At 46.0% G+C, this 24,926-nt stretch carries 30 protein-coding genes; 21 read left to right on the forward strand and 9 right to left on the reverse strand.

Annotated elements, in window-relative coordinates:
- Positions 1–133: 133 nt before the first annotated feature.
- Together QUA27_RS00415 and QUA27_RS00420 are read right to left on the reverse strand one after the other, a co-directional pair.
- Positions 134–1,540, reverse strand: a complete 1,407-nt coding sequence (locus QUA27_RS00415) for a tetratricopeptide repeat protein (RefSeq protein ID WP_333065628.1) — start codon at positions 1,538–1,540, stop codon at positions 134–136.
- Positions 1,541–1,649: 109 nt separating this feature from the next.
- The gene (locus QUA27_RS00420) at positions 1,650–2,864 is read right to left on the reverse strand and encodes a DUF4331 domain-containing protein (RefSeq protein ID WP_333065629.1); all 1,215 of its coding nucleotides are present in this window, start codon (positions 2,862–2,864) and stop codon (positions 1,650–1,652) included.
- 622 nt (positions 2,865–3,486) lie between these two features.
- Between QUA27_RS00420 and QUA27_RS00425 the strand changes: the two genes are divergently transcribed.
- The 4 genes from QUA27_RS00425 (at position 3,487) to QUA27_RS00440 (ending at position 6,522) form a co-directional block, all read left to right on the forward strand.
- A complete protein-coding gene (locus tag QUA27_RS00425; RefSeq protein ID WP_333065630.1) occupies positions 3,487–4,053 on the forward strand; it encodes a sigma-70 family RNA polymerase sigma factor in 567 nt (188 codons plus the stop codon).
- 144 nt (positions 4,054–4,197) lie between these two features.
- Positions 4,198–4,818 carry a cupin domain-containing protein gene (locus QUA27_RS00430; protein WP_333065632.1) on the forward strand — a complete coding sequence of 207 codons (621 nt, stop codon included), beginning with the start codon at positions 4,198–4,200 and terminating at the stop codon, positions 4,816–4,818.
- Between the two features lie 212 nt (positions 4,819–5,030).
- Positions 5,031–5,504, forward strand: coding sequence for a DUF732 domain-containing protein (locus QUA27_RS00435; RefSeq protein WP_333065633.1), 474 nt, complete (start codon positions 5,031–5,033; stop codon positions 5,502–5,504).
- Positions 5,505–5,625: 121 nt separating this feature from the next.
- The gene (locus QUA27_RS00440; protein WP_333065634.1) at positions 5,626–6,522 is read left to right on the forward strand and encodes a hypothetical protein; all 897 of its coding nucleotides are present in this window, start codon (positions 5,626–5,628) and stop codon (positions 6,520–6,522) included.
- Between the two features lie 233 nt (positions 6,523–6,755).
- On the opposite strand, the gene QUA27_RS00445 is transcribed toward QUA27_RS00440, so the two are convergent.
- Positions 6,756–7,355, reverse strand: coding sequence for a class I SAM-dependent methyltransferase (locus QUA27_RS00445; RefSeq protein ID WP_333065635.1), 600 nt, complete (start codon positions 7,353–7,355; stop codon positions 6,756–6,758).
- Positions 7,356–7,398: 43 nt separating this feature from the next.
- Entirely contained in the window at positions 7,399–7,986 is a 588-nt protein-coding gene (locus tag QUA27_RS00450) for an acireductone dioxygenase (protein ID WP_333065637.1), read from the reverse strand.
- 356 nt (positions 7,987–8,342) lie between these two features.
- On the opposite strand from QUA27_RS00450, the gene der reads away from it, so the two are divergent.
- From der to proC, 9 genes are all read left to right on the forward strand, one after another.
- Positions 8,343–9,704: a ribosome biogenesis GTPase Der gene (gene der, locus QUA27_RS00455; RefSeq protein ID WP_333065638.1), complete on the forward strand. Its 1,362-nt coding sequence runs from the start codon at positions 8,343–8,345 to the stop codon at positions 9,702–9,704.
- 24 nt (positions 9,705–9,728) lie between these two features.
- Positions 9,729–9,911, forward strand: a complete 183-nt coding sequence (locus QUA27_RS00460) for a hypothetical protein (RefSeq protein WP_333065639.1) — start codon at positions 9,729–9,731, stop codon at positions 9,909–9,911.
- A gap of 27 nt (positions 9,912–9,938) precedes the next feature.
- Positions 9,939–10,055: a four helix bundle protein gene (locus QUA27_RS00465; protein ID WP_333065930.1), complete on the forward strand. Its 117-nt coding sequence runs from the start codon at positions 9,939–9,941 to the stop codon at positions 10,053–10,055.
- A 376-nt stretch (positions 10,056–10,431) separates the two neighbouring features.
- On the forward strand, positions 10,432–11,427 hold the full coding sequence (locus tag QUA27_RS00470; RefSeq protein WP_333065640.1) for an energy-coupling factor transporter transmembrane component T family protein: 996 nt from the start codon (positions 10,432–10,434) through the stop codon (positions 11,425–11,427).
- Between the two features lie 165 nt (positions 11,428–11,592).
- On the forward strand, positions 11,593–12,051 hold the full coding sequence (gene acpS / locus QUA27_RS00475; RefSeq protein WP_333065641.1) for a holo-ACP synthase: 459 nt from the start codon (positions 11,593–11,595) through the stop codon (positions 12,049–12,051).
- Positions 12,052–12,093: 42 nt separating this feature from the next.
- Positions 12,094–12,363 carry a transcriptional coactivator PipX gene (gene pipX / locus QUA27_RS00480; RefSeq protein WP_006634205.1) on the forward strand — a complete coding sequence of 90 codons (270 nt, stop codon included), beginning with the start codon at positions 12,094–12,096 and terminating at the stop codon, positions 12,361–12,363.
- Positions 12,364–12,435: 72 nt separating this feature from the next.
- On the forward strand, positions 12,436–13,101 hold the full coding sequence (locus tag QUA27_RS00485) for a YggS family pyridoxal phosphate-dependent enzyme (RefSeq protein WP_333065643.1): 666 nt from the start codon (positions 12,436–12,438) through the stop codon (positions 13,099–13,101).
- Between the two features lie 117 nt (positions 13,102–13,218).
- Complete coding sequence (locus QUA27_RS00490; protein ID WP_333065646.1) at positions 13,219–13,836, forward strand: cell division protein SepF; 618 nt, start codon at positions 13,219–13,221, stop codon at positions 13,834–13,836.
- Positions 13,837–14,042: 206 nt separating this feature from the next.
- Complete coding sequence (gene proC, locus QUA27_RS00495) at positions 14,043–14,888, forward strand: pyrroline-5-carboxylate reductase (protein ID WP_333065647.1); 846 nt, start codon at positions 14,043–14,045, stop codon at positions 14,886–14,888.
- A gap of 36 nt (positions 14,889–14,924) precedes the next feature.
- Here the strand turns inward: proC and QUA27_RS00500 are convergent, their stop codons facing one another.
- The gene (locus QUA27_RS00500; RefSeq protein ID WP_333065649.1) at positions 14,925–17,348 is read right to left on the reverse strand and encodes a bifunctional serine/threonine-protein kinase/ABC transporter substrate-binding protein; all 2,424 of its coding nucleotides are present in this window, start codon (positions 17,346–17,348) and stop codon (positions 14,925–14,927) included.
- A gap of 124 nt (positions 17,349–17,472) precedes the next feature.
- Here QUA27_RS00500 and QUA27_RS00505 point away from each other — a divergent pair, with 124 nt between their 5' ends.
- Entirely contained in the window at positions 17,473–18,273 is an 801-nt protein-coding gene (locus tag QUA27_RS00505) for a calcium-binding protein (RefSeq protein ID WP_333065650.1), read from the forward strand.
- A 97-nt stretch (positions 18,274–18,370) separates the two neighbouring features.
- Here QUA27_RS00505 and plsY read toward each other — a convergent pair whose 3' ends face one another.
- The 4 genes from plsY to QUA27_RS00525 all read right to left on the reverse strand — a co-directional run bounded on the left by plsY (position 18,371) and on the right by QUA27_RS00525 (position 21,791).
- Positions 18,371–19,051, reverse strand: coding sequence for a glycerol-3-phosphate 1-O-acyltransferase PlsY (gene plsY, locus QUA27_RS00510; RefSeq protein ID WP_333065651.1), 681 nt, complete (start codon positions 19,049–19,051; stop codon positions 18,371–18,373).
- A gap of 99 nt (positions 19,052–19,150) precedes the next feature.
- Positions 19,151–20,482 carry a DUF3086 domain-containing protein gene (locus QUA27_RS00515; RefSeq protein WP_333065653.1) on the reverse strand — a complete coding sequence of 444 codons (1,332 nt, stop codon included), beginning with the start codon at positions 20,480–20,482 and terminating at the stop codon, positions 19,151–19,153.
- A gap of 58 nt (positions 20,483–20,540) precedes the next feature.
- Positions 20,541–20,933, reverse strand: a complete 393-nt coding sequence (locus QUA27_RS00520; RefSeq protein WP_333065654.1) for a DUF3119 family protein — start codon at positions 20,931–20,933, stop codon at positions 20,541–20,543.
- Positions 20,934–20,996: 63 nt separating this feature from the next.
- Positions 20,997–21,791, reverse strand: a complete 795-nt coding sequence (locus QUA27_RS00525) for an MlaE family lipid ABC transporter permease subunit (protein WP_333065656.1) — start codon at positions 21,789–21,791, stop codon at positions 20,997–20,999.
- A 185-nt stretch (positions 21,792–21,976) separates the two neighbouring features.
- Here QUA27_RS00525 and QUA27_RS00530 point away from each other — a divergent pair, with 185 nt between their 5' ends.
- The 7 genes from QUA27_RS00530 to QUA27_RS00560 all read left to right on the forward strand — a co-directional run bounded on the left by QUA27_RS00530 (position 21,977) and on the right by QUA27_RS00560 (position 24,845).
- The gene (locus QUA27_RS00530) at positions 21,977–22,264 is read left to right on the forward strand and encodes a hypothetical protein (RefSeq protein WP_333065657.1); all 288 of its coding nucleotides are present in this window, start codon (positions 21,977–21,979) and stop codon (positions 22,262–22,264) included.
- A gap of 26 nt (positions 22,265–22,290) precedes the next feature.
- Positions 22,291–22,503: a hypothetical protein gene (locus QUA27_RS00535; RefSeq protein WP_333065658.1), complete on the forward strand. Its 213-nt coding sequence runs from the start codon at positions 22,291–22,293 to the stop codon at positions 22,501–22,503.
- Between the two features lie 14 nt (positions 22,504–22,517).
- Positions 22,518–22,961, forward strand: coding sequence for an Hsp20/alpha crystallin family protein (locus QUA27_RS00540; protein WP_333065659.1), 444 nt, complete (start codon positions 22,518–22,520; stop codon positions 22,959–22,961).
- A gap of 273 nt (positions 22,962–23,234) precedes the next feature.
- Positions 23,235–23,405, forward strand: a complete 171-nt coding sequence (locus tag QUA27_RS00545) for a hypothetical protein (protein WP_333065660.1) — start codon at positions 23,235–23,237, stop codon at positions 23,403–23,405.
- 2 nt (positions 23,406–23,407) lie between these two features.
- On the forward strand, positions 23,408–23,716 hold the full coding sequence (locus QUA27_RS00550) for a hypothetical protein (RefSeq protein ID WP_333065661.1): 309 nt from the start codon (positions 23,408–23,410) through the stop codon (positions 23,714–23,716).
- Position 23,717: 1 nt separating this feature from the next.
- Complete coding sequence (locus tag QUA27_RS00555; protein WP_333065663.1) at positions 23,718–24,104, forward strand: hypothetical protein; 387 nt, start codon at positions 23,718–23,720, stop codon at positions 24,102–24,104.
- A 339-nt stretch (positions 24,105–24,443) separates the two neighbouring features.
- Positions 24,444–24,845 carry a CO2 hydration-associated protein CupS gene (locus tag QUA27_RS00560; RefSeq protein WP_194011615.1) on the forward strand — a complete coding sequence of 134 codons (402 nt, stop codon included), beginning with the start codon at positions 24,444–24,446 and terminating at the stop codon, positions 24,843–24,845.
- The last annotated feature ends 81 nt before the right edge of the window (positions 24,846–24,926 follow it).

The raw sequence follows: 24,926 nt of genomic DNA on the forward strand, positions 1-24,926 counted from the left end.
AAGTCGGTTGAAACCGACTAAAAGATTTTCTACTTTTTAGTGAAATCTTTTAGTCCTATGCAAGAGGACTTAAGCTTTTAACCAGGGGTTTCAACCCGTGGTGGGCTGGGGGAGTTGCAGCTATTAGCTAATCTCAAAATTCATAACTTCCCAAACCCAATGCTTGGCGGGATCGATCGTCAAAACTCGGGTCAATTTCCTTGGACTTTTGAAAAAAAGCGCGAGATTCAGCATCCTTACCTAAATTCCGGGCGATCGCACCAGCCCGGTAAAACATCCCCGCATCCCGAATCCCCGATCGCACTATTTCCGCCATCACTCGATCGGCCTTTTGCCATTCCCCAGCGGCGGAAAGCGCCCAAGCTAAAGTATCCAGCGTCACCGCATCCCGCCGAATTTTCACCTCCTCCTGCATTAACGCCAGCGCTTCGGTGACATCCTGCGATCGACCTTTTTCCAGCAGTAAACTCGCCAAATCGCGCCGGTGTCCGAAACCGCGAGATCCAGAAACCTGTTCCTGTCGCAGCCCTGCTTCTGCTTTGTCGCGAAGTCGCCGGGATTCGATCGCATCTCCCTCAAACTCTTTAACTCTCGCCATACCGCGATCGACAATACGATCGAACACAGTCGCAACCCCACCAGAATAGGCAGAAACCTTGCTGTAATAACCCTCCGCCTCCCGATAATTGCCTTGTCGCGTCTCCAAATCCGCCAAATAAATCAGCGCCAGCGGGTATCGCGGCACCAACCGCAGCGCCTCCAAAAACAGCGCTTTCGCCTGCACAAACTGCCCGCGACGGGCGTAAAATCGACCCAAGAGCGATCGGGCCCGCGCCGAACCAGCAACCTCTCCCGGTTCCTCCGCCGCCATTGCTTGGCGGTAATCCTGCACAACCTCAGCATCTCGGCCCTGAGACTCTCTCACTAAAGCTCTCAAAGTGAGAGAACCCAAGTTAGGAATCCGGTTAACTAAGGCTTCTGCGGCTGCATTTGCCTCGCTCACTTTACCCATCGCTAAGTGAGATGTAACTGAAAGGGCGATCGCATCTTCATTATCAGAACCCACCTGCTTAGCAAAGCGCAAAGCAGTAGCAAAATCGTGTCTAGCCTCAGCAATTCGAGCTAAAACTAACAGCGCACCTTTGTTGTCAAAAGGCAAATCGGCGATCGACCTTTGAGCCGCTTGTTCTGCCAATAAAAACCAACCTCCCTCCCCAGTAGCGCGAGCCATTTTCAAATAAGCTCCCGCCAGCGCCGCCCGGTTCAAACCGCTGCGGGAATCAACAGCCAATCGCTGCTGGTAAAAAGCAATCTCTTGCTGAATTGCTTCCTTTTGATTGGGATTATTTCTCAAACTTTCCGAAAAATGATAGCGGTAATTAGTATCGAGATTTTCTGGGCTTCTGTTAGAAAAATTATCTGAAATTAAACGCAAATTAGGAGGTAAATTAACTACTACCATCCCAACTAAAGGAACCGCTATCAGCAGCCAATACGACAAAATATCCGATTTTATTTTCTGTTTAACTTTAGTTTTCATACATCCGCGTTAATCAGCGTTCATCTGCGGTTCAAAAAAGTATTTTCGATATGTCATTAGCCAATAATCAAGAACTAATGACTAATGACTAATAACTAACGACTAACGACTAATTAGGCAAAGCCAAATAAGGAAAATTCGGTTCTAAAGGTTTGTGTCCCTGAGCCGGATTTCCCGGAGTTCCGTTATATGAAACGTTATCGCCAACCGGAGAGCCCACCAAAGCTCCCAGAGTGATATCAATAACGTCGTCCATCAGCATACGACCTCCGATCAAGCTTCCTTGAGCATTTGTAGCGCTAGCGTAGCCGCTGGTTTTTGTGGTATCGATCCGCATGACATCTGGTAAGAAAGCTCCGGCGATCGCATTTGGATCGACATTATCCCGACCGTCCAAAAGATCCACAGCATTCAGAGTAGCAACAGCTTCCTGCCGCACCGGAGCAGCAGCAGCGCTCAAATCCGCTCTCGGAGGAATATTATTAAATGCCTCCAGATAAGCGGGAGAAACTATCAAACCCTCATTAATTGCAGGTCTCGCCAAACGCTCGAATTGTTTGAAACCACCAGCTCCATCCCGGATCGAAACTGTTGACCAAACATCAAAAGTATTCGCCCCAGTTCCTGCTTGCAAAAACGCCTTCGGAACGCGCACAGCAATTGTATTGACGTTGTAACCTTTAGTAAAGTCGATCGCTTGATTCGGTTGTTTAAAAGCAGTGCGCGGCCCTGTTCCCAAAGCTGCGGCGCGAACTCGGAAAAATTGTTCCACATCAAAGAAAAACGGGTCTTCGCGTAAACCCGCAAATACAGTCAAGTTAGAACCGCCCACAGGTACTGTATTCAAAACAGCATTAGAATTCAGCGGAGTTGTGGCAATTAGCCCGCCGTTAACTGTAGTCTTAGTAGTTGTCTCTGAGCCACCGCGAACAACAGTTACAGCTACCGCTTGCATACCTTTATTGTTAGGCGGACTGAAGGCCAACCGCAAGATAATATCAGAGCGTCCAGTAGGTGTAGAATTCACGTCACCTACCTGCGTGATGTGAAATTGGTAGAGGGCTGTAGTGCTGAAATAATATTGATAGCGAGCTACAGACCTGGGATTTGAATTCATGGTAAATACTAAATCCCCGTCCGCAGCACCGGAGTTTTGGTCTTTTTCGCGATATACGTACAGGTCAGTTAAATTAACAGCGCGACCTTTAATATCTACTTCGCCGTCGTCGTGGTCAGAAGCAACAATTATCCCTGGAGTTAATAGAGCAATTAGAGCTACTTCAATAGCTAGTATGGTTCGGCGATTTTTTTTTGTTAGCTTCACTCTTAGCACCTTTATTTCAATGATATTTGTGCACAAATCCATGGTAAATAACCCGCATTCGCGGGTTTTACTTGTGTAGCAACAGGTTGACAGATTTCAACCTGTCGCGCTTTTGCGCTGTTGCTGAGCCTTCTCCTATTGGTGGTATACGAAGGTTTGGCAATTTTGGATCTGTGCTGCCAGATTAATTTATCTAAAAAAGTGCGTTCTTGAGCATTTACTCGTTCCCGGACTATGCTTGGGAATGCCTCCTCGGAGACCGAGCATCCCTCGATTTAGTGGAGCCAGAGCATCGCTTATAGGGGTTCCCAGGCTCTTCTTGGAAGTGAGGGAACAAAGCTTGGGAGCGAGTGAATGGCGTTGTTTTGACTGTTCAGGCTCCGGGCATTTCTTCGTTCTGCATAAAGCGGATTGCTAAGTCTCAATAAAATAACTAATTCGGTGGTAAAATTCCAGATGACTTGGGATTTTTACAATTCAAAGCACGACAAATTTAGCCTGAAAAGGCATATTCTAGCTGGTACCCCCAACTTCAAACTTACAATTATGTTATGTAGGGATATACGCCGAATTTTTAATTTTGGATCTGTGCAGTCAAAACAAAAATTTTCGGTACACTGAAATGACAGGCCAGAAGTCAGGCGATGAATCGCTGCTTTTAGTTCAGATTGCCCGGAAAGACCAAACGGCATTAGCTAAACTTTACGATCGCTACGGTCGCCCAAGTTACGCTCTCGCTTACAAAATCCTGGGTTCGGTAGAAGAAGCTGAAGAAGTGGTAATCGATGTTTTTTCCCAAATTTGGCAAAAAGCAGCAACTTACGATCCTTCTCGCAGTCGAGCAGATACCTGGTTGTTCATGCTTACCCGCAGTCGTTCCCTCGATCGGCTCCGAGCGATGCAGCGAACAGTCCGGGCTGCTGAAGCTTGTCTGGAAAATGCTAAAGTACCCATCTCTAGCGTTGCAGAACCGATGGAAGATGCAATGTTTAAAGAACGCAGCGAACAAGTCAAAGCAGCCTTAGAAAAGCTGCCAAAGGAACAGCAACAGGCGATCGAACTCGCTTACTACCAAGGGCTGACTTGCGCGGCGATCTCAAATAAAACGGGTATCCCGACAGGTACAATCAAAACCAGAATTCGGTTGGGTATTTCCAAATTGCGTCAAGCTTTGAGCGAACAATTTTAGATAGTCAAACAACAAAATTTAAGTTGTTTAACATCAATCTAAAATTATGCCATCTCGAATCATCCATCTTGAGTGCGAGGGCAGCAGACCAATTTCAAATTTAAAATCAACCTAGGCTGAATTACAATTAATGGCGGAAAATAGATGGAAATGATGCCAGACGAGGAGTCTATCATCCTTGCAGCCCTTCAAGCTCTCGATACCCTCGACGAGTCAGAACGTGGCGCATTTGCAGAGAGATTGAAAGAGTTCGCAGAACTTAAAAGTGAATTAGTGGCTTTTGAAGCCACAATTGCCGCGATCGCCTACACAGTCCCCCCAGTTCCCGTCGCACCCGACCTCAAAAACCGCCTGTTCCAGCGCATAGCCGAACACCAGCCAACCCCGGCAGAATCAGCCAATATAAAGCCAATTGTTACCTCCCCAACAGAGAACAATGCTCCATCTTTAATCGTGCGATCGCAGGATGTCAAATGGAAATCTTATGGAGTTCCGGGAGTTTCGTTCGGCAAGCTTTACATTGACAAAACAAAGCGCGAAATTACCTGCTTGATGCGACTAGAACCTGGAGTAACTTTTCCCATGCACCGACACGCTGCCTCCGAGGAAGTGCTTGTATTAGAAGGAGACTTAATTGTAGAAGGGGAAATTTGCCATCAAGGCGACTACATTCGAGCCCTTCCCGGTTCCACACATTCGCCCCTCACACAAGGGGGATGTTTGCTGTTAATGAAAACTTCCCTAGACAACGAAATGTTCGTCTGATATTATGTCGGTTGATTTTCCTGCAATGATTTCTTGTCGGTTAGTCGGGGCTGGTTTATGTATGCCGATTTTTAGTAGAAATTAGAGAGTGTTGGTGAAACTAGCTTTTCCAAGTATTTCGTCGGTTAATTTCCGGCACTCGCTCTAACTCAAAAACGCCATATTGCTCCGCATTATACGGTTAAAAATCCCAAGTATATCACGTAATTCCCATGCTAAATTACTCGCGTTTAACTGCTGTTCTGTCCGCCGTTATTATACAATTTGTACCCAGCAACCAAAGCGCGATTGCCCAAGAACGCGAAGGATGTTTTATTGTCAATTCAGCGGGAGAAGTAATTAACTTAAATTTGTTGTGTTCGCCTCAAGAATCAGACATTAAGCTGACAGGAAACGATGGGAAATTTATCGAAGACTACAAACGCTTAGCAAAAAGCTACTCTCCCGAAGCAACAGATAATTTATTGCAAGCAATCCAAAGGGCGCCCGGTCAAAAAATTGCGGCCGCTAAAAGAATGTGTGCGGAAGCAAAATCTGGCCTTTCTCTGCCGGAATTTAAATTAAGAGCGATCGGGCAAGCTGTCAGTATCGAAAATCCAAGTCTCAAAGAAAGTTTTCTGGCGGATGCCGATATTATTACCACTCTTGCCGCCAACCATTATTGCCCGGAATTAGCCAGTAAGTAATATCATGAAATCTTTAGAGACACGGTAAGGCAGCATCTCAGCTTAGATTTTACAGGAGTTCAAGGGGGAGGTTCGCACTGCTAAAAAACGCTTTTTACAAAACTGATATTCTCCCACGGTAATGCCGCGTCTCTACTTGCAGTTAAAATATGAATTGTCACTTTGTCGGGCAACGATCCATGAAATTACCGGACATGAGATGAAACATTTAAAATCAAGTTCCGCCGACTTGCGGGATTTATTCAAAGACAGCATTACAGTTAAATACCTCGCGGAACCGTTGAAATCTGTCCCCGCTTGCGATGATGCAGCCAAATTACGATCGTGGATGGAAGCCCGCGATTTTGACGTGCTCGGTATCGAAGAAAACGGCACGGTTTGCGGCTATGTAGAACGATCGCACTTAGGTAAAGGGAAGTGCAGTGACTACCAGCAAATTTTTCACCCCTCACAATTAATCGCTGCTTCGACTCCTTTGATGGAATTGCTGCCGCTGCTGCGAGAAAAACCGAGATTATTTGTATTAGAAAGCAACAGGATCAACGGGATCGTTACCTGTGGCGATTTGCAAAAAGCACCGGTGCGGATGCTGCTGTTTGGATTGGTGACGCTTCTGGAAATGAATTTATTGCGAATCGTGCGGATTTACTTTCCCCAGGATTCTTGGCAAAAATTGCTTAAGGGCGATCGTATCTTAGCCGCAAAACACCTTTGGGAATTGGGGCGATCGCGAAATGAAGCAATTGACTTAATCGATTACCTGCAATTCTGCGACAAGCGAGATTTAATCCTGACTTCTGCTGAAATAGTCGATCGGCTGGGGCTCAAATCCAAACGCTACGGGGAGCGTTTTTTAAAGTCAGCAGAAGCATTGAGAAACAAATTAGCTCACGCTCAAGATTTAATTAACGGTTCTTCTTGGCCGGAAGTAATTTTTTTAGCCCAGGAAATAGAAGCGCTTTTGCAACGTTGCGAAGAAATTGAAATGGCCGCACCTAATAAAGCGGAGAGCATTTAAAAAATCAGAAAGGTTCAATACTAAGGAATGAACAATCAATACCTTGCACAATTAAACCCCAGAAGCCTTGATCCAAGGTAAACTATTGCTCTATTAGTCACCTTATTTCTTAGCAATTAGGAAGCTAATTTAACGGTAAATTCCTAAAAATTCAGTAAAAACGATCTGCAACTTTTCCAAAACTCAGACTTCAAGAGAGTGCCGACTTCTTTAAGCAGTCGGCACTATATATATTAATCTCTCTTACGAGCAACAATGTGAAAAATATGCCAGTGTTTTTCCTCGCCTAGCGCCGTTACTCCAGGATGTTCTTCTTCGTCAAACCACTCAATCTCAAAGGACTTTAGCAGCACTTGAATTTGTTCGCGAGTATGATGAGTGCGATCGGGATAAACAGCCCATGAGTCGCGATCGCCAAACAATTGACCGCAGAAATATCCTCCTGGATTTAGCGATTTCACGATCGTTTCCCAAAGATGGGGGAAATCGGCGGGCTGACAAAAAGGAAGGCAAAAACTGGCATTGATTAGATCGATCGATTGAGGCAAAGTTAAGGTTTCAAAACGCATCAATTGAGTTTGCAGCAGATCGCGTTGAATCGGACGATCCAGCAGGCGATCGAAGGCATTTTGTTCCCTGTCAATCGCTAAAACCCGCCAGCCTCGACGCAGGAGTTCCACCGTATCTCGTCCATCGCCACAGCCTAAATCTACAGCGAATCGAGGACGATCGAGCAACGGTTCCGTGTCAAAAATTGACAAGGCTTTCAGCAAAGTTTCATGCGGCGGGCGACCTTCCACCGCTTGATAGTAAGTCACCCAATTCTGTTTCATCTTCTTCTTCCTCCTCTACAAATTTCCCCTCTTCTTCTGGCTCTTAATTTTTAATTTTTAGTTTCCTGTTAGTATATTGAGGAACCCAGCCTTGAGCAGTGGTGTAATACTGCAAGGCTTTCAAGTACAGCGACGGAGTGAGATAAAACCAATGTTCGGTATTGGCAGGCACTTTAATGTATTCTTCAGCTTGCAGCATTAATTGTACCTGAGAGCCGTTAGAATACACAAACCCAAAAACGCATTCCCCAGCTAAAATGTGAAGAACTTCTGCATCTGTGTGGGTATGAGTGCGATCGCTTTGAGTCATCAGCGCGTAAATCTGCTGCGAACCTGGATGCAGCACTTTTAAGTCGCACCACCGATATCCGCTGGCGCGCTTGAACTGTTCAAACTCGCTATTAAAGGCTGCGAGAATCTGCTGTTTTTCTGTAACATTGAGAATGTCTTGAACGAGCAGTTCTTGAAACGCCGGATTTTCGTTTGTGGGCCGGGAATCGATCTCAATATTTAAAACTGCCAGTTGACTGGCGATCGCCCGGATATCCGTATATGTTCTACCGTCTTCTAGTTGCAGAACAGCCATATTACCACCTAATTTGTTGAGCTTTGAGGGAAATTTAGTTTCCATTTTTAAGCTGCTGTTTTAAGCTTTGGTCAAAAACTAAACTCCTGCTTATTTTCAATAATAGCCGATCGCTAAAATCCTATATCTACCTTCACAATCATCAAAGAATTACCACACATGAGATGATTTGTTGAGTTATTTAAGTTTTATTTCTAATTCTCAGAGTCGGGCTGGGAATGCAGATCCATAGGCTGTGCCTATTTTTTAGGGTTCAATGTTTAAACGGGCGATCGGTAAAACACCGTTTACAGCATGAAAAGACAGAAACAGAGGCTCAATCTATAAAATTCCGGTCAGATTAGCTTACAATACAAGACTAAACCTCAAAATTACGGCGCAGCCTAATTGCTGCTACTTTTATGTCTCTACCTATAGTTGCTATTATTGGACGCCCCAATGTAGGCAAATCGACGATCGTCAACCGTTTAGCCAACACCCAAGACGCGATCGTCCACGACGAACCAGGAATCACGCGCGATCGCACTTACAGACCAGCATACTGGGGCGATCGAGAATATCAAGTCGTAGATACCGGCGGGCTAGTATTCGACGACGAAACAGAATTTCTGCCTTTAATTCGCGAACAAGCAATGGCGGCCCTCGCAGAAGCCAGCGCAGCCATTTTCGTAGTAGACGGAAAAACCGGACTCACCGGCGGCGACGAAGCGATCGCATCTTGGCTGAGACTGCAAAAAGTCCCAGTCATTCTCGCCGTCAACAAATGCGAATCGGAAAATACAGGACTCACCCAAGCAGCCGACTTTTGGCAATTGGGACTCGGAGAACCTTACCCAATTTCCGGCATTCACGGCAACGGCACCGGCGAATTGCTTGACAAATTAATTACTTACCTTCCCACCGAAGTATTACCAGAAGTTGAGGAAATTAAAGTAGCAATTATCGGTCGTCCCAACGTCGGCAAATCGAGTTTGTTAAACGCATTTCTCGGAGAAAACCGCGCTATAGTCAGCCCGATTTCCGGCACAACCCGCGACGCGATCGACACCTTAGTAGAACGCAACGGTCAAACCTACCGGCTGATTGACACGGCAGGCATTCGCAAAAAGAAAAACGTTGAATACGGTGCAGAATTTTTCGGCATCAACCGCGCTTTCAAAGCTATCCGCCGCGCCAATGTCATACTGCTAGTAATTGACGCAATTGACGGGGTTACGGATCAAGACCAAAAATTAGCCGATCGCATCAGCCAAGAAGGTCGCGCTTGCATCATAGTCGTCAACAAATGGGACGCCGTAGAAAAAGACTCCGACACCATCTACGAGTATGAAAGAGAAGTAAGAACCAGACTTTATTTCCTCGACTGGGCGGAAATGATTTTTGTTAGCGCCATGACTGGACAGCGAGTTGAAAAAATCATTGAATTAGTAGACAAAGCCTCCGACGAACACAAGCGCCGCGTCACTACCGCCGTGATTAACGAAGTCATAGAAGAAGCCACAAGCTGGCACTCAGCCCCAGTTACCCGCCAAGGAAAACAAGGCAAAATCTATTACGGTACTCAAGTGCGATCGCAGCCACCGACAATCGCCCTATTTGTCAACGATCCCAAACGCTTCACCGAAAATTACCGCCGCTACATGGAAAGCCAATTCCGCAAACACCTAGGCTTTACCGGTACACCAATGCGACTACTTTGGAGAGGCAAAAAAGTTCGTGCCACAGAAATGAGTACAACAAACAGAGCACTGCGCGTCAAGTAATTTGGGATTTTGGATTTGGGATTTTTGATTGAAGAAAAAACGCAATTTAATGATAAAATTAATGAATTGCGTTTTTTTCTTTCATCAAAAATCCAACAATTGCCAACTCCAAATGTCAAATACCAATCGAAAATTAACCATCTTCAATCCCAAATGAAAAAATCTCAAATCTCAAATCCCAAGCTGGACGAACAAGAGTTTAAATAAAGAACGAAGGCTCTAGCATGAAGAGTTATTAAGCTAGTAAGTTCACTGCCCAAAAATACCGTTTCTGAAATACTTGGCAAGCAGTTAATTCGTTCAGGAACTTCTGTAGGGGCTAACTATCGAGGAGCTTGTCGCGCTAGATAAATAGCAGACTTAATTGCCAAACTCAGAATAGTGGAAGAAGAAGCAGATGAATGTCTTTACTAGATGGAGCTGATAGTTGAAACTAAATTAGTAGAGGTAACTAATTTGAAAACTATCATCTCAGAAACGAATGAAATTTTAGTAATAACAGTTGCATCAATCAAAAAATTAATGGCGAAAAATCCCACAGGTAATCGAAAATGAAAAAATCTCAAGTTTTTAACCAAAATAGCCAAAAAATTAAACAATCCAAATCCTAAATTAAAAAATCAAACAATCAAGCAATCAAGCAATCAAACAACCCAACAATCCAACAATCAGACAATCCGAAATCAAACAACTTAAAATCTAAAATCTAAAATCTAAAATATTCAAGATGGATTTACTTCGATCGCTCCCTATTGGACTCTACCTAGAACAACCCGTAACCTGGCTTCACCGGCTAGACTCCCGCGTAAAACTAGCCTGGTTGATGACATTTCTGATTGCGCCAATACTCGCCAATCCCATCTGGCGCTTGATGCTAGTAGGAATGTTAATCGTACTGACACTAACCGCAGCAATTCCCTTGCGGGTGTGGAAACAGCAAATGGGAATGCTGCTGCTATTCTGCATTTTAGTATTTTGCCTCAGCGCGATCGCCCCCGACGGACTCCCCTCAGAGCACCAGCCCCGCATCCCCGCCGACGAATTAACCTTTTCCCAACAGCCCGCAACTCTTCCACCCCGTCAACAGCCCAAACCCTGGTACAAACCTTTTAACTTAGGCTCAAACTCCCCAATCCCCAATTCCAAAGCCCAAAGCCCAAATCAACTCCCCCAACCCACAAACTACCGTTACGTTGTATTCAAACAAGGTCCGATTAAAATCACCCGCAAATCCCTAGATTTAGCTATCAACGTCAGCACCTTATTTTTCACAGTAATTTACAGCACCAACCTCTACCTTCTCACCACAGCCAGCGAAGAAATCACCGCCGCGATTGAAAACTTAATGCAGCCTCTGCGCCGCTTGAACTGGCCTGTTACCGAAATAGCCTTAACATTAACTTTATCTTTGCGATTCATTCCCCTAGTATTGGAAGAAATACAAAATTTAGTGCGATCGGTCAGCACTAGAGCCATAAACTGGAAAAAACTAGGATTTCGCCGCGCCGCTCAAGTTTGGTTGATGATCGCCGAGCGGCTGTTAGAAAACTTACTGCTGCGAGCTGAACAAATAGCCAGCGCCATGAAAGTTCGTGGCTTCACCAGTCCCGATCGACACCGTGTAGAATGGCACCAGTTGCAATTGAAAATCCGAGACTGGATCGCCCTCGGCTGCTTGCTCGTCCTCTGGAGCGCCCGCTTGGTTTGGGGTTGGGACAGTTAAGATTTTAGATTTTAGATTGATTGATTGATTAGATTTGAGATTGAAGAATTGACAAGGACTGATTCGAGCGGGGTTTGGATCGCGGGCCTAAATTTGAGTAAGTTTTGTCTGGTGCGCGACAGTCCTGCTAAAGTAATGGAGAAAAATATTTAGAGAACCAAGACCTTGAACATCTATCTTGGGACAGATATCGTATATGTTCCGCGCATACAAGCCGCATTAGACCGGTTTGGCGATCGCTTCCTCGAAAAAGTTTACACGCCCGCCGAACAAAGGGATTGTAGGTCACTAAATTCTCAACACAGCAGCATTAAAGGTAAAATGAATCGAGTTTCCTGCAACCAACTAGCAGGGCGCTGGGCAGCAAAAGAAGCCGTTGTCAAAGCTCTAGGGACGGGATGGCGGGGAATACGGTATGCAGATGTGGAAATTCGGCGCTCCGAAAACGGTGCTCCCAACGTGCAACTCCACGGAACCGCAGCAGCACAAGCCTCTGTTTGGGGAAATTGCCAGTGGCAATTGAGCCTCAGCCACGACGGAGACTATTGCACGGCTACGGCGATCGCTCTTTGTACCCCGCCGTCAAACAACGCCGTCGGGCGATCGAGCGAAACTAAAATCTAAAATCTAAATCTTTAATCTAAAATTGATCGATTGTGAGCGTGAATGACTACCGAAACTTACCTGAATCATCCAAACTTTGGCCTCCTCTTCAGGGTATCCCAGGTTGAAGACAGCCAAGAATTATTTACCACCCTATACGCCCAGCGCCTGTTTTTTTTGGTGACAAACGGCCCAGGCGGGCTGAGATTTGAACCAATCAGCCGCTCCGACGCTCGCCTCATGGTCGAAATTCGCCTGCGAACCCTGCGTCGCAGCGGTCAATATCAAGAGTACGACCAATTGCAGACCATTCACCAGCGCACATTTCAATAACGAAAATCAGTAATTTTGTAATTGGTAACTGTCTTAATTTTCCTTCCCTCCCGTCAAGAGCGTTGAGTACCCATGACCATAGCCTCTCGAATTAACAGCATTCGCCAACGGTTGCCGGACTCAGTGCGGTTAATTGCCGTTACCAAACAGGTACCGACTGATGCTATCCGCGAAGCATACGACGCCGGTATCCGGGATTTTGGCGAGAGTAAGGTTCAAGAGGCTGCCGAAAAACAAAGCCAACTGCAAGATTTACCGGATATCAACTGGCACTTGATCGGCCACTTGCAAGCCAACAAAGCCGCCAAAGCCCTAGAGCATTTCCAGTGGATTCACTCTCTCGACAATTTAAAAATCGCTCAGCGACTTTCGCGCTTGGCGGGCGAACAGTCCTGCTCTCCCCAAGTCTGCCTGCAAGTCAAAATGTTGCCAGACCCGGACAAATACGGCTGGAGCGTTCCAGAACTGCTTGCCGACCTTCCAGAACTCAACAAATGTCAGCATATCAAAATTCAAGGTTTGATGACAATTCCTCCGCTGGGATTAGATGACTCGCAAATCCTAGAATTATTTAACAGCACCCGCGAACTTGCACAGAAAATCCAGCAGCAAAACTTGCCTTCCATTCAAATGCAGCAGCTCTCGATGGGGATGTCGGGAGATTATCATTTGGCAATTCAAGCAGGTGCTACTATGGTACGGCTAGGACAAACCTTATTTGGCTCTAGGAGGGGATAAGTAATTGAAATCTTCTGATAAAGACAATTTGGGTTAAATATAGAATAGTCAGCCACCCGCGACTAACGCGCAACGCGAGTATAGTCGGGGCAGCAAAGTCGTGAAGGAGCGTGAATCATGAATATTTTTTCTAAACTGCGAGATTTTGTAGGCATCAACAATGAGCCTGAGTACGATGACGTGTACGACGAAACGGAAGGGGAGCGCTATCAGAACTTCTACCAAGCGCCTGAACCCAACGCCGCTGCCGTCGCAGCAGCCGAAGAAGAACGTCGTCAAAATCGTAGAATGCGAGAGCGGTCAGTAGTAGGATCGACAGGTATGGATGTCGTTGCACCAACCGGGGGAGTAGGGTCAGTAATGAATAACGTGATAGGAATGCCTGGAGCTATGAACGGGATTTCGGAAGTAGTAGTAATGGAGCCGCGCACTTTTGAAGAGATGCCGGCAGCAATTCGAGCCCTTAAGGAACGCAAGTCTGTGGTTTTGAACCTGACGGTGATGGACCCAGACCAAGCGCAAAGAGCTGTGGACTTTGTGGCGGGCGGTACTTATGCCCTTGACGGTCATCAAGAGCGAATTGGCGAAAGTATTTTCTTGTTTACGCCTAGCTGCGTGCAGGTGAGAACTCAGTCTGGTGTGGTTCACGAAGTGCCTCCTGCTCAAGGACGGCCCCGTGCTGCTGCTCCTGCACCGACAGTCTGGCCGGCAGAACAAGCTCCCATCGCTCAGTAGTGAGTAGTTAGTAGTCAGTTGACAGTGGTGAGTAGTCAGTAGTCAGTAGTCAGTAGTTAGTAATCAGTAGTCAATAGTTAACAACTAATAACTGTGGAATAAACACTGCGGATTAATAACATTAGCTAACAACTAAGTAACCAATGACAACTGACAACTGACAACTGACAACTGATAACTCAAAAGTGACAAGTGACTAATGACTAATGACTAACATAAAATTTGGTACGATCGGCGGCGGGGTAATGGGGGAAGCTCTCTTATCCCGCTTAATTGCACAAAAAGTTTATTTGCCTTCAGAAATATTGGTGAGCGAGCCTGGGGTAAAGCGCCGCGAATTTTTGACTAACAAATACGGGATTGGAACAACAGCCAGCAATCTAGAAGTTGCTGCCGCTACAGAAGTGCTGTTTTTGGCGATTAAACCGCAAGTTTTTGATACGGTAGCTTTGGAATTGGCCGTGGCAGGCGATCGCAAACAGGGAAATAATGGAGAAACGGCTAATTCCCAGCCAGAAGCGCTGGTAGTGTCGATTTTGGCAGGAGTGCCACTGAGCAAGCTAGAACCAGCTTTTCCCGGGCGGGGAGTGCTGCGGGTGATGCCGAATACTCCGGCGACGGTGGGGGCGGGAATGAGCGCGATCGCTCCGGGAAAACTCGTGCAACCGGCTGATTTAGAATTAGTAAAGCGCATCTTTCAGGCCGTGGGAGAAGTGGTAGAAGTACCTGAGAGTATGCTCGATGCGGTGACTGGGCTTTCGGGTTCCGGGCCTGGTTATGTAGCAATTTTGATTGAGGCCTTGACAGATGGGGGGGTTTGTGCGGGTTTGCCACGGGCGATCGCCTCTCAATTAGCTTTGCAAACAGTATTCGGTACAGCGAAACTGTTGCAAGAAACAGGAATGCACCCAGCAGAATTGAAAGATCGAGTTACAAGTCCCGGTGGCACAACTATTGCCGGAATTGCTAAATTAGAGAGTAACGGCTTTCGATCGGCCCTAATCGAAGCAGTGAAAGCAGCTTGTTTGCGTTCTCAAGAATTAGGTAAATAAGTCAGGAATAACGCACAGAAACAATCAGAAATGAGTTCAATCGCAATTTAAACCTGCCGCTGCCGCTGTCGAATACTTGACGGGAACAAAAGCGAGGCCGAACTGCTCTTTTGGACATTCTACAATATGTACTAAATCCCTGGGAGGATTTTTGCGATCGCCATTTGTCGGCGAGTTAAACTGAATGGTTCCTGTTGCTCCCCAAGCACTAAAATCATGAGATGAAAGCATTTTTTGCATTCCTTCGCGACTGGGTTTTAGCTGCATTTCCAATGCTTTTATGAGTGCGCGCGCTGCATCGTAAGCTGAAGCTATACGAGTATTTCCCTCTTCTCCCCACAGCGATCGAGCCTGCTGGGGAAATGCTCTATCGGGACTGTTTAAAGGATGCCAGCCCACAGAAAAGATTAGTTTTTTAAACAACTTTTGCGGTTGCTGGGATGCCAGTTCTAACATTTGCGGACACATCAGCATCCATGCGCCGACAATCCAATTGCGAGATCCGTTAAGTTTTATTATGTCAAATGCGCTGTCTAGGGATCTCGTATGATGGGGGTCTGGAACTAGCACGATCGCAGTTTCTCCCTTTGCCTGGATTTCCTCGATCGCTCTTTCGGCGTTGAAGTCCTTTTTTAATAAATCGAAATTGCGAATCCAGACTATTTCTCCCCCTCCGACATCTCGAAAATAGTTTGTGTAATCTTCCACAAAAGATGCGCCGAATGGGCTTCCCGGATTGTATAAAATTGCTGCTTGTTTTTGATTTTTTGCTAGGAGGTAGTCCGCTAAATCTCTAGCGATTAAACTGGTCGTATATGGAGTCCGAAAGAAATTTTCTTTAGGCTCATCTGTCAGCTCTTCCGTGGCTGCACCCGGAGACATCAAAACCAAATTATTGTTATTGTAAATATCTACAGTGTGCATCGTCATCTCGCTGCTAGCGTGACCTACAACTGCTAAAATATCCGGTTGATTTACCAGTGAAAGTGCTCTTTCTTTTGCCTCCTCTTCATCGTTCGCATCGTCAGCAATAATGACTTTAAGTCCTTTGCCGTTAATGGCTTTACTCGGTAAAAAACCTCGACCGGGAAAGTCTCGATCGCTAGAATTGGCCACTCCCAAATTAACTTCTGTTTGCGCTTGAGCCACTCCGCGCAGATATTCTTTCGCCTGCTCGCCAAGCTGAGAAAAACAGTCTGGATTTCTACGACAAATGGAAAGGACTACAGCAATTGTGTAATAACGAGCGTTGCTGACCTCCAGAAAAGCATTGTTCGTGTAAATTAAAGTTTCTGGATCTTTGTCGAATTCTTTCTGCCACGATTCTTTGAATAAATTAAAAGCTTGTTCTGAATTTGAAGCTGCAAATTCTATAATTCCTCTTTGCTTTAACCGAGGACGAGAACTTGTAAAGAGAATTTTTTCTCCGGCACTTAAACCATCTGGGTAGGGTGGAGGCTTTGGGGGGGAAGGTGTTTTGCTGTAACTGGCGATCGCATCTTCCACTTCCACTGTCGCACTCTCAACCGCCAGCGATTCCTTACGGCATAGCTTCGCTTCACGCAACTCCTCCAACACCTCAGCAGCGGATTGATAGCGATGGTTAAAGTGGTAGCGTACCATCTTGTTTAAAATTTTTTCCAGCTTATCGCTAATTTGTACGATCGGGCGATCGTGTGTTGCATAGCGCCATACGAGTTCGCAAGTTTTTTTATGAGTAAAAATTTCTTCAATATCTAAACCTGCGATCGCTTGAATGCCGACGATTCCTGCGGCATAGATATCGCTGTTAAATCTCGGCTGATTTTTCCACTGTTCGGCCGGCATATAACCCTCTGTACCAACGGCGCGAGTTTGAGTGATGTTCCCCGACTCCATCGCCAAACTGCGGATCGCTTTTACTCCCCCAAAATCGATCGCTGCAATTTTGCCGTCTAGTTGCCGCCGGATTAAGTTGGACGGTTTAATATCGCGGTGAATAATATTTTGAGAGTGGACGCAATCTAAAACCTCTAAAATATCCAGCAATAGATCGATGACTTGTTGTTCTGTTAATTTTTTGCCGTCACTGAGTTCTTGGCTCAGCGGCTCTCCTTCTATGTATTCTTGAATTAAGTAAAAATTTCCATTTTCTTCACAGCGATCGATTAACGCGGGAATGCGCGGACATTTATCTTTTAGATGCAGCAGGGTTTTAGCTTCTTTTTCAAATTGCTGTCGTGCGGACTCCAACAGTCGCGGATCGTTAGATTGAGGCTGCCCAATTTCCTTGACGACGACGCACAGGGGATTTTCGGGGTGGCCTAAAGCGTCGTTAGCCGTATAGGTTGTGGCAAATCCTCCCTCACCTAATTGACCGATAATTTGGTAGCGATCGCGCAGAATATCCCCTGCATTCAGACACATAAATTGTTCCCTTCCCTCGACTCGCTGCACCCGTTGGTGTCGATCGTACCACAAATATGATTTTTATGAACTCAAAGTTATGACTTTTATGAACTCAAAGTTATGAATATATGAATTGATTTTGAGAGTGGATTATTTAATAATCTTGGCATCTGAGATTTTAGGGAGAAAATATTTTATGGCTTTACAAAGAGACCCCGCAGGAGTGCCTCGCTTAGTTGGCGACAATACATCGGAATCAGTTGATTTATTCATCGATAATTCCAGATTCGGAGGTGTAACTAATTTCCCTTCAGGAGTATGGATGCTCGAAGGTGACGATCTAGTCACCGGCTCAACAGCTAATGATTTGATATTTGGCAATGAAGGGGAAGATCTTATCAGCGGGGAGTTGGGCAACGATTCTTTATTTGGGGGAAAAGGAATAGATCTACTGGAAGGAAATGAGGGAAATGACTCTCTCAGCGGCGGTCAAGATGCAGATTTGCTTGCGGGTGATGCGGGAAACGATATTCTCTTGGGCGGTAGAGGCAATGATTTCTTAGCCAGCGGTAACGGAAATGACACTCTGGTGGGAGGTTTGGGTCGCGACTTTTTAGCCGCCTTGAATGAAAATAATTCAATCAAAATCGGGGGCAGCAACTTGTACGTCCTCCAAGCAGAACCCGGAGTTACAGATGTCAATAATGCCGATGCTATTGCCGGTTTCAGAGTAGGTGCCGATCGAATTGGATTGGCAGGCGGTTTGACTGCTAGCGATGTAGACTTGCAATACGTGACAAACGTGACACTCTTATTGGGGTTTGATGCACCAGAAAGTTTCAATCAAGTTTTCGCGCCAGGTGTATTCGATCCTCAACCGATACAGAGTCAAGGCACTCTAATTAAAGTTAGGAATTCCGGCGACATAGTAGGCTTTGTGGCAAATGTAAGTGTGGCTGAGATTCAAGGGAGTATTATCTCTGCTCAGGGATTCTAAGCTGTAGAATGCGCTGCAAAGCCTCCTGCAAAAGCTTAAATCGAAGATTGGACATAGAAATGGTAATCTGCAACCAGCGGTACAACAATACTACCGATCAATCGCTAGCTGCTGTTTCCAATTTCTCCCCAATCCTCGGTTCAGTACCGTTCAACAAACGCTGAATATTGCTCCGGTGCCGCACAATTACAAATACACCGCCCGCAATTCCAAACAATACATAAGCCAGCGGCTGATGTAAAGCAAACATCAATCCAGCAACGCTAATTGCCCCGATAATCGAACTTAAAGAAACAATTCGCGATACCGCAAATACTATCCCGAAAATTCCGAAAGTCCCCAAACCAACTGGCCAATACAAACCAAGCAAAACTCCCAAACTCGTCGCCACCGATTTACCGCCCGTAAACCCCAGCCAGATTGATTTGCTGTGACCCAAAACAGCAGAGAAACCCGCCAAAGTTGCCATCCAAGGCATGACAGTTGCAGTATTTTCTAAACCTGCGGCGGTTGCTAGCTGCTGGGTAAAACTGAGAGAATAAATGTAGCGGATTAGGACGATCGCGCTTACCCCCTTCAACACGTCAACCAGCAACACCCCCAACCCCGGCCACTTCCCCAAAGTCCTCAGTACGTTAGTCGCACCCGTCGAACCCGAACCAACCTGTCGAATATCAATTCCCAGCATCCATTTCCCCAAGGCGTACCCCGTCGGAATCGAACCCAGCAGATAAGCTGCTATTAGCAGTGCGCCATTTAAAATTATCCAGCTAGTCATTTTTTACTTTGAGATTTCGTGTACTTTTAAAATTTGCCACCTTTCCCCTAGGATAATTGCTAATTAGCAATTACTAATTAGCAATTACCAATTAGCCAATCAAAAATCCTTAGCAGCCATTAAAGTTTGCGGATCGGCAGCAAATGCTAGCCATAACGGAAATTGCAGGATTGACAAACTAATTAAATCCTCAGTTTCATCAATGACAATTAGTGGCAATTTGCCATCTTTCACCAGTCGATCAGCTTTTTGAGCCAAAGCCTCCGCAGACTCAAACATAATAATCCCCCGTTCTGGGCCAAAATCGCTGCGAGTAATGCCCAAACAGTCCTGCAAACCCCGGCGCCACTCTCCCAAACGTTCGGGACTGTTGGCGAGCACCAAAGTCCGCACCCGTCCACCGTATACGCTTCTGAGTACAGAAATAATAGTCGAAGTAATCAAGATATTTTGCAAGCGCGAACCCATAGTCCGCAAAGCACCCCTTCCTCCTTGGGTGAAAAACCAGTTAGAAACTCGTTCTGCGTGGATGGGTTCAAAAGTCCGGCGAAGTTGCCAAGGCGGGCCGTAGTAGTCAGGGAGAGTGCGGTATTGATCGAGGGTGCGGCGAATTTGTTTGGCTTGTTCTTGAAATCCCTGTTCGGCAAATTTGGGGTTTACTGGTGCTGAGGATTGAGACTCCTCAGCAGGAATTTGCTTGGGTGTCTCTTGCGCCGGTGGCGTCAAATCTAAGAGTTCGGCGGTGGCGGCCAAATCCTGCAAACTGCCTACTAGATAGTCTTTGAAACCCTGGACTCGAATGGCCAAATCTTGGGAAACGCCGGCAAAAGTGGTTCGCATTTCCTTTTGAATTCGATCGCGCCGGCGTTCGAGTTTTTCTACTTCGATTTGTAGCGCTTGTTTGCGCTGATCTAATTGAATCAAGCCGTCTTGTACCAAACGCCCGATCGATGCTTGAGCCTGGCCCAACGCTTCTATAGCATTGGCTTTGTCGGCTTCCAAGCCGGCAATTTTTTCTGTCAAAGCTTGTTCTTGCTGCTGCAATTCTTTGACTCTCTGGGCCAACTGTTCGGTAACATTTTCTGGGATGGGCGTTACCGTTTCTGCGGTTGCTGTTGCCTGGGAGTCTGTTGGAGGATCGATTTGAGCGATCGGACTTTCTGATTCGCCATCGTCGGTGTTGGGCGGAATTTGGGCGATTGCGCCTGCTTCGTCCACGAATTGGGCGATTTCGGCATCTTCCTCGCCCAGCGGCGGGTCTGTTTCTGGCGGGAGTTGGGCTGGCATTTCATTTTGGTCGAGCCACAAATCCTCTGTTTGAGATGGAAGCTGATACTCCGTCTCATTCACGGGTAAATCGACTTCGCCGTCACCGCTTGGGGCGGCTGGTTGTGATTGCGGTTCTTGGGTTGGAGATTCGTCTGAATTCATGGGAAATTTTGTTCGGCGTGGGCATGGAAAAGTTAAAAATTTAAAATTAACAACTTTTTTAGTCTTGACGGGGACAGCGCTGTTCTAAGCAGGTCTGTAGCATTTTACGATCGAACAGAACCGGCAGAAAGTGAATGCTGTTAATTTCTTTGAAATAAAACAAAATCGGCACAGCGGGCCAAAATATCCGCCAATTTTGCCATTCTCGGTAAGGAAAGCGGCGGATTAAGTTGGACTTTCGATAAATATCCAAATCTGTTGGGGTAAATTGCAGCCGGAGGGTGGCGGCTTGGTACATCAGAAACAAGCCGAACACAGAAAGCGGCAAACTCACCCACTTCTGAACGAACAGCAGCGGTAGGGCCGCCAGTACCAAGACTAGGGGAATCGCATAACTCGGAGCGAGTTCGATCGTACTTGTCGGCGCAGTCGAAGAGGCAGTGTTATTCACGGGTTTAAATCAAGGGTAGTAAACGAATGTTGCCGATTATTCATATTTTATATGTTTCCTAGCTTACAAGCCTTTGAGTACGCTAGAGCCCGTCCCCTGAAACATCAGCCAAGTCAGGAAAAAGTTCACAATAAAAATAGCCAGTAAAGCCGTCACCACCGCCGTAGTAGTCGATTGACCGACGCCTTTTGCCCCGCCGGTGGTGGTCAAACCCCAGCTAGTGCCGATTACAGCAATCAAGCCACCGAATACAAAAGCCTTAATTGCCGCGCTGCAAATATCCCACAGACTCAGGAAATTGCGGACTGATTCTAAAAACACGCTTTGAGAGATGCCGTACATTGTCGTAGCAATCAGCAGTCCGCCGACGATGCCGGTGACGAGACACATGATGGTTAAAATTGGCAGCATCAAGCAGCAAGCAAGGACGCGGGGAATTACTAAATAGTCGATCGGGTCTGTTCTGAGCATCAGCAGGGCATCTATCTGTTCTGTTACCTGCATCGTGCCGATTTCCGCTGCAAAAGCCGAACCTACCCGTCCCGTCACGATGACGGCTGTTAAGACGGGGCCGAGCTCGCGAGTCAAAGACAAAGCTAAAACGCCACCGACGACATTGCCGGCCCCGAGGTTAATAAATTCCCTCGCTACCTGAATAGTAAATACCATGCCGACAAAACCCGCAGTCAGCAAAGCAATCAGCAGAGATTCCGGGCCGACTGCTGCCATTTGGTCGAGGGTGTTGCGGCGGTGAATTTTGCCCTTCAGCAAGTGCAGCATGACTTGGCCGCCCAATAAAATTGCTGCCAGCAACCGCTGACTCCACAAACTGATGCTCGATGGTGTAGTTGTGCTCAAGGGATTTCGAGTGTAGAACAACTGCCAAAAATGAAATCTATCTACAAATCTTAAACAACTTTCTTCTCTAAGATTTAAGATTTTTGACATAATTGGCCGCTGAGGGCGATCGCTGCCTATCGTAGAAAAGGACAAGTTTTGTTTGCTTGCACCTTTCGGCAGTTTAGCTGAATTTACTGACTCTTATGAGCATTTTTCCCAATTTTCTTCGCTCTGTACTGCTGACCAGCCTGTTGAGCTTTGTCGCCCCCGTATTGTTAATCGGCGCGGGATTGACTAGCTTTTTGCTGATCGGCTTCGTGCCTGCTCTCCAAGGAGTTGGTCGTTCTGGAGAAGACCTGATTTTGCAGTTCTTAGCTACTTTCGGCAGCGGCTGTCCCCTTCAGGGCTTTTTCGTCATTGGTCTAACTTTTGGTTTGGTGGGTGCTTTGTTTGATACCTACGCTTCTTATCAGCATTCGCGGTGGAGTTAATCGAATCTTCGATTTTAGATTCTTAGATGGGAATTCCTGGCTCGAATCTAAAATCTAAAATTGCTGGGTTCTGGTTGGCTCGGATACCCGCACCGGGGATGATTTTACAATACCGATCGCGAATGTTCGGAAATGCGATCGCCCTTTTTGCGGAAAACCGAATCCCCCTATTTCTGGAGCTGGAATATATTAAATACAGGTTGAGTCAAGTGTTTCTCAACCATCAACACTTCAGATAGTCGAGGTATTAGTTATGGCACTTATTCGTTGGGAACCTTTGCGGGAAAGGGACTCCTTGCAAAGAGAAATGAATCGGTTGTTTGATAGCTTGTCACCGGCAACAGATCGCGCATCTAACGGTGTTGCTTTTCTACCCGCCGCCGAACTCGATGAAACTCCCGAAGCCATCCACCTTAAATTAGAAGTTCCGGGCATGGAAGCTAAGGATTTGGACGTACAAGTAACCGCAGAAGCGGTTGCTATTAGCGGCGAACGCCGTCAGGAAACTAAGAGTGAAGATAAAGGCATGACTCGCTCTGAGTTCCGTTACGGTTCGTTCCGCCGGGTGATTCCCCTACCCGCACGGGTTCAAAATGACAGCGTAGAAGCTGAGTACAAAAATGGAGTTTTGCACCTGAATTTGCCTAAAGCGGAAGCAGAAAAGAACCGCGTCGTGAAAGTTCAAATTGGCGGCTAATAATTGTTTCCTACTTTAGTTAGTTTTAGTTAATTAGTAGGGGTGCGCAAGGCACCCCCTATTTGTTTTGGGAATTGATAATTGGTCATTGGGAATTGAAAATTGGACCTAAAAGCATTGGCCATTGCGAGTTTGAGGAATGATTCTTCCTTTATCCTTCTTCTTCCTTCTTCCTTCTTCCTTCTTCCATCCATCCGTTACATCTTCAGAAAGCGAATCCGTTGCCGAACTTCCTTTTTCCGATTCTGCAACTGTGCTAAACTCGAAGATGCAATGGTTGGTGAGGAGACTTGCGTGCCGAGTCCGGGAGTTGGAGGAAATGGAATTGCATCTGACTTTGGAGACTTAATTGGGATGACTCGCCAAGAAGTCGATGATTTTTTGCGCGGATTGGGTGCTAAGGTAAAAATTTCGGCGTTGCTGATTTACGGTATGAAAGACTAAATATGCAAATCCTAGAAACCAGTATCTACAAAGCTTCTGGATTTTCAACTTATTTTTTTCATACCCTGATTAAGCAACGCCAAATTTCTTCAGGAAATTATGTTGAATACAAATTTTCCGACAGGTCAAAAGTCATAATCCGCACTAATAGTGAAGTTGTTCGCCTGCCAGCACCGCGATATGGCTCCGATGGTAGAAGAATAAACTGGGGTTTGCGTCTGGGCAAAGATGGTAGGGTACTCCAAACACGCGATGAATTTGGCAATCAGATTCCTGATACGCACATTACTGGAGAAAAAGTGAGTAATTAATATGCCTGATGACTACAACTTGCTTAATTTAGGTGGACTTACATCCCTCGTGAAAAATGTCGATGTGTCTTTGTGGGGGAATGAAGTATTACTGGAATGTATCTACGATCCTACAGGCGATCGATTGCCTTACTCTTTAGTTTTTCAAGACTGCCGAGAAATTATGTGGGAGGTGCATGATGAAGAGGAAGTAAAAGAACCATTAGCTGATTTGATTGGTTTTCATGTGGGTGAAGACGCGCACCGGAAACCAGCTTTAATTCATACGGATATTTTTGAAATTTCAATTTTGTACGGCAGTTTTAGCATTCACAAGGGAGAAAACCTAAATGCTGAAGTAGCAGATTTAGAAACAGAGGATTTGGTATCACAATCGCCAGCAATTTAAAAGCACCCCGCGGTTAAATTGCCAAGGCGTTAGTAATATTATATCGGGTAAAATAACTATTACAGGACTTACGCACTCCGACTCCTCGAAACTGGGTTTTTTACCTAATCTACGGGTTTTAACGAAGTATTTTCGTAATAAACCCGGTTTCTGGACCCCCATGCGTAAGTCCTATATTATTAGGTGTGCAGTGAGGACTGAAGTCCTCATCAAAAATGTGAGGATTGAAGTCCTGACTACAAAATAATTACCAATTTTTCAAAAAAGACAGTAGGTATTGTTGCCCGCCTCAGTTTACGATACTTAATAGAACTTTTTTCCCAGATGAGGTAAAACACAATGCCTGATATTGTTGATATTGCCGTAGGTGCGGGTTCCTTCCAAACCCTCGTAACAGCCGTGCAAGTAGCTAATTTAGTAGACGCACTCAAAAGTCCAGGCCCTTTTACTGTCTTTGCACCCACGGACGATGCTTTTGCGAAATTGCCACCGGGAACTATCACCACCCTAGTGCAGAACGTTCCCCAACTGAGTAGGATTTTGATGTTTCATGTCGTCTCCGGCAAGTTTATGAAAGCTGATTTGGCCAAACTCGGTTTTGTTACTTCCTTGGAAGGTTCGCCGATTAAAATTGATTGTTCTGACGGTTTTGAGGTGAAAAATGCCACAGTTGTCGCGGCAGATATCGAAGCTGATAACGGTGTGATCCATGTGATCGATAACGTAATTTTAATGGGATAATTTCGCCGTTTAATCTCGCTGCGGGAGCCAAGCAGGTGCTTTGCGGTGCCGCTTTGCTCCCGATCGCGCCCTTGTTTTTTT

Source organism: Microcoleus harperi Pol14_C6 (assembly GCF_036701295.1).
GTDB lineage: Bacteria > Cyanobacteriota > Cyanobacteriia > Cyanobacteriales > Microcoleaceae > Microcoleus.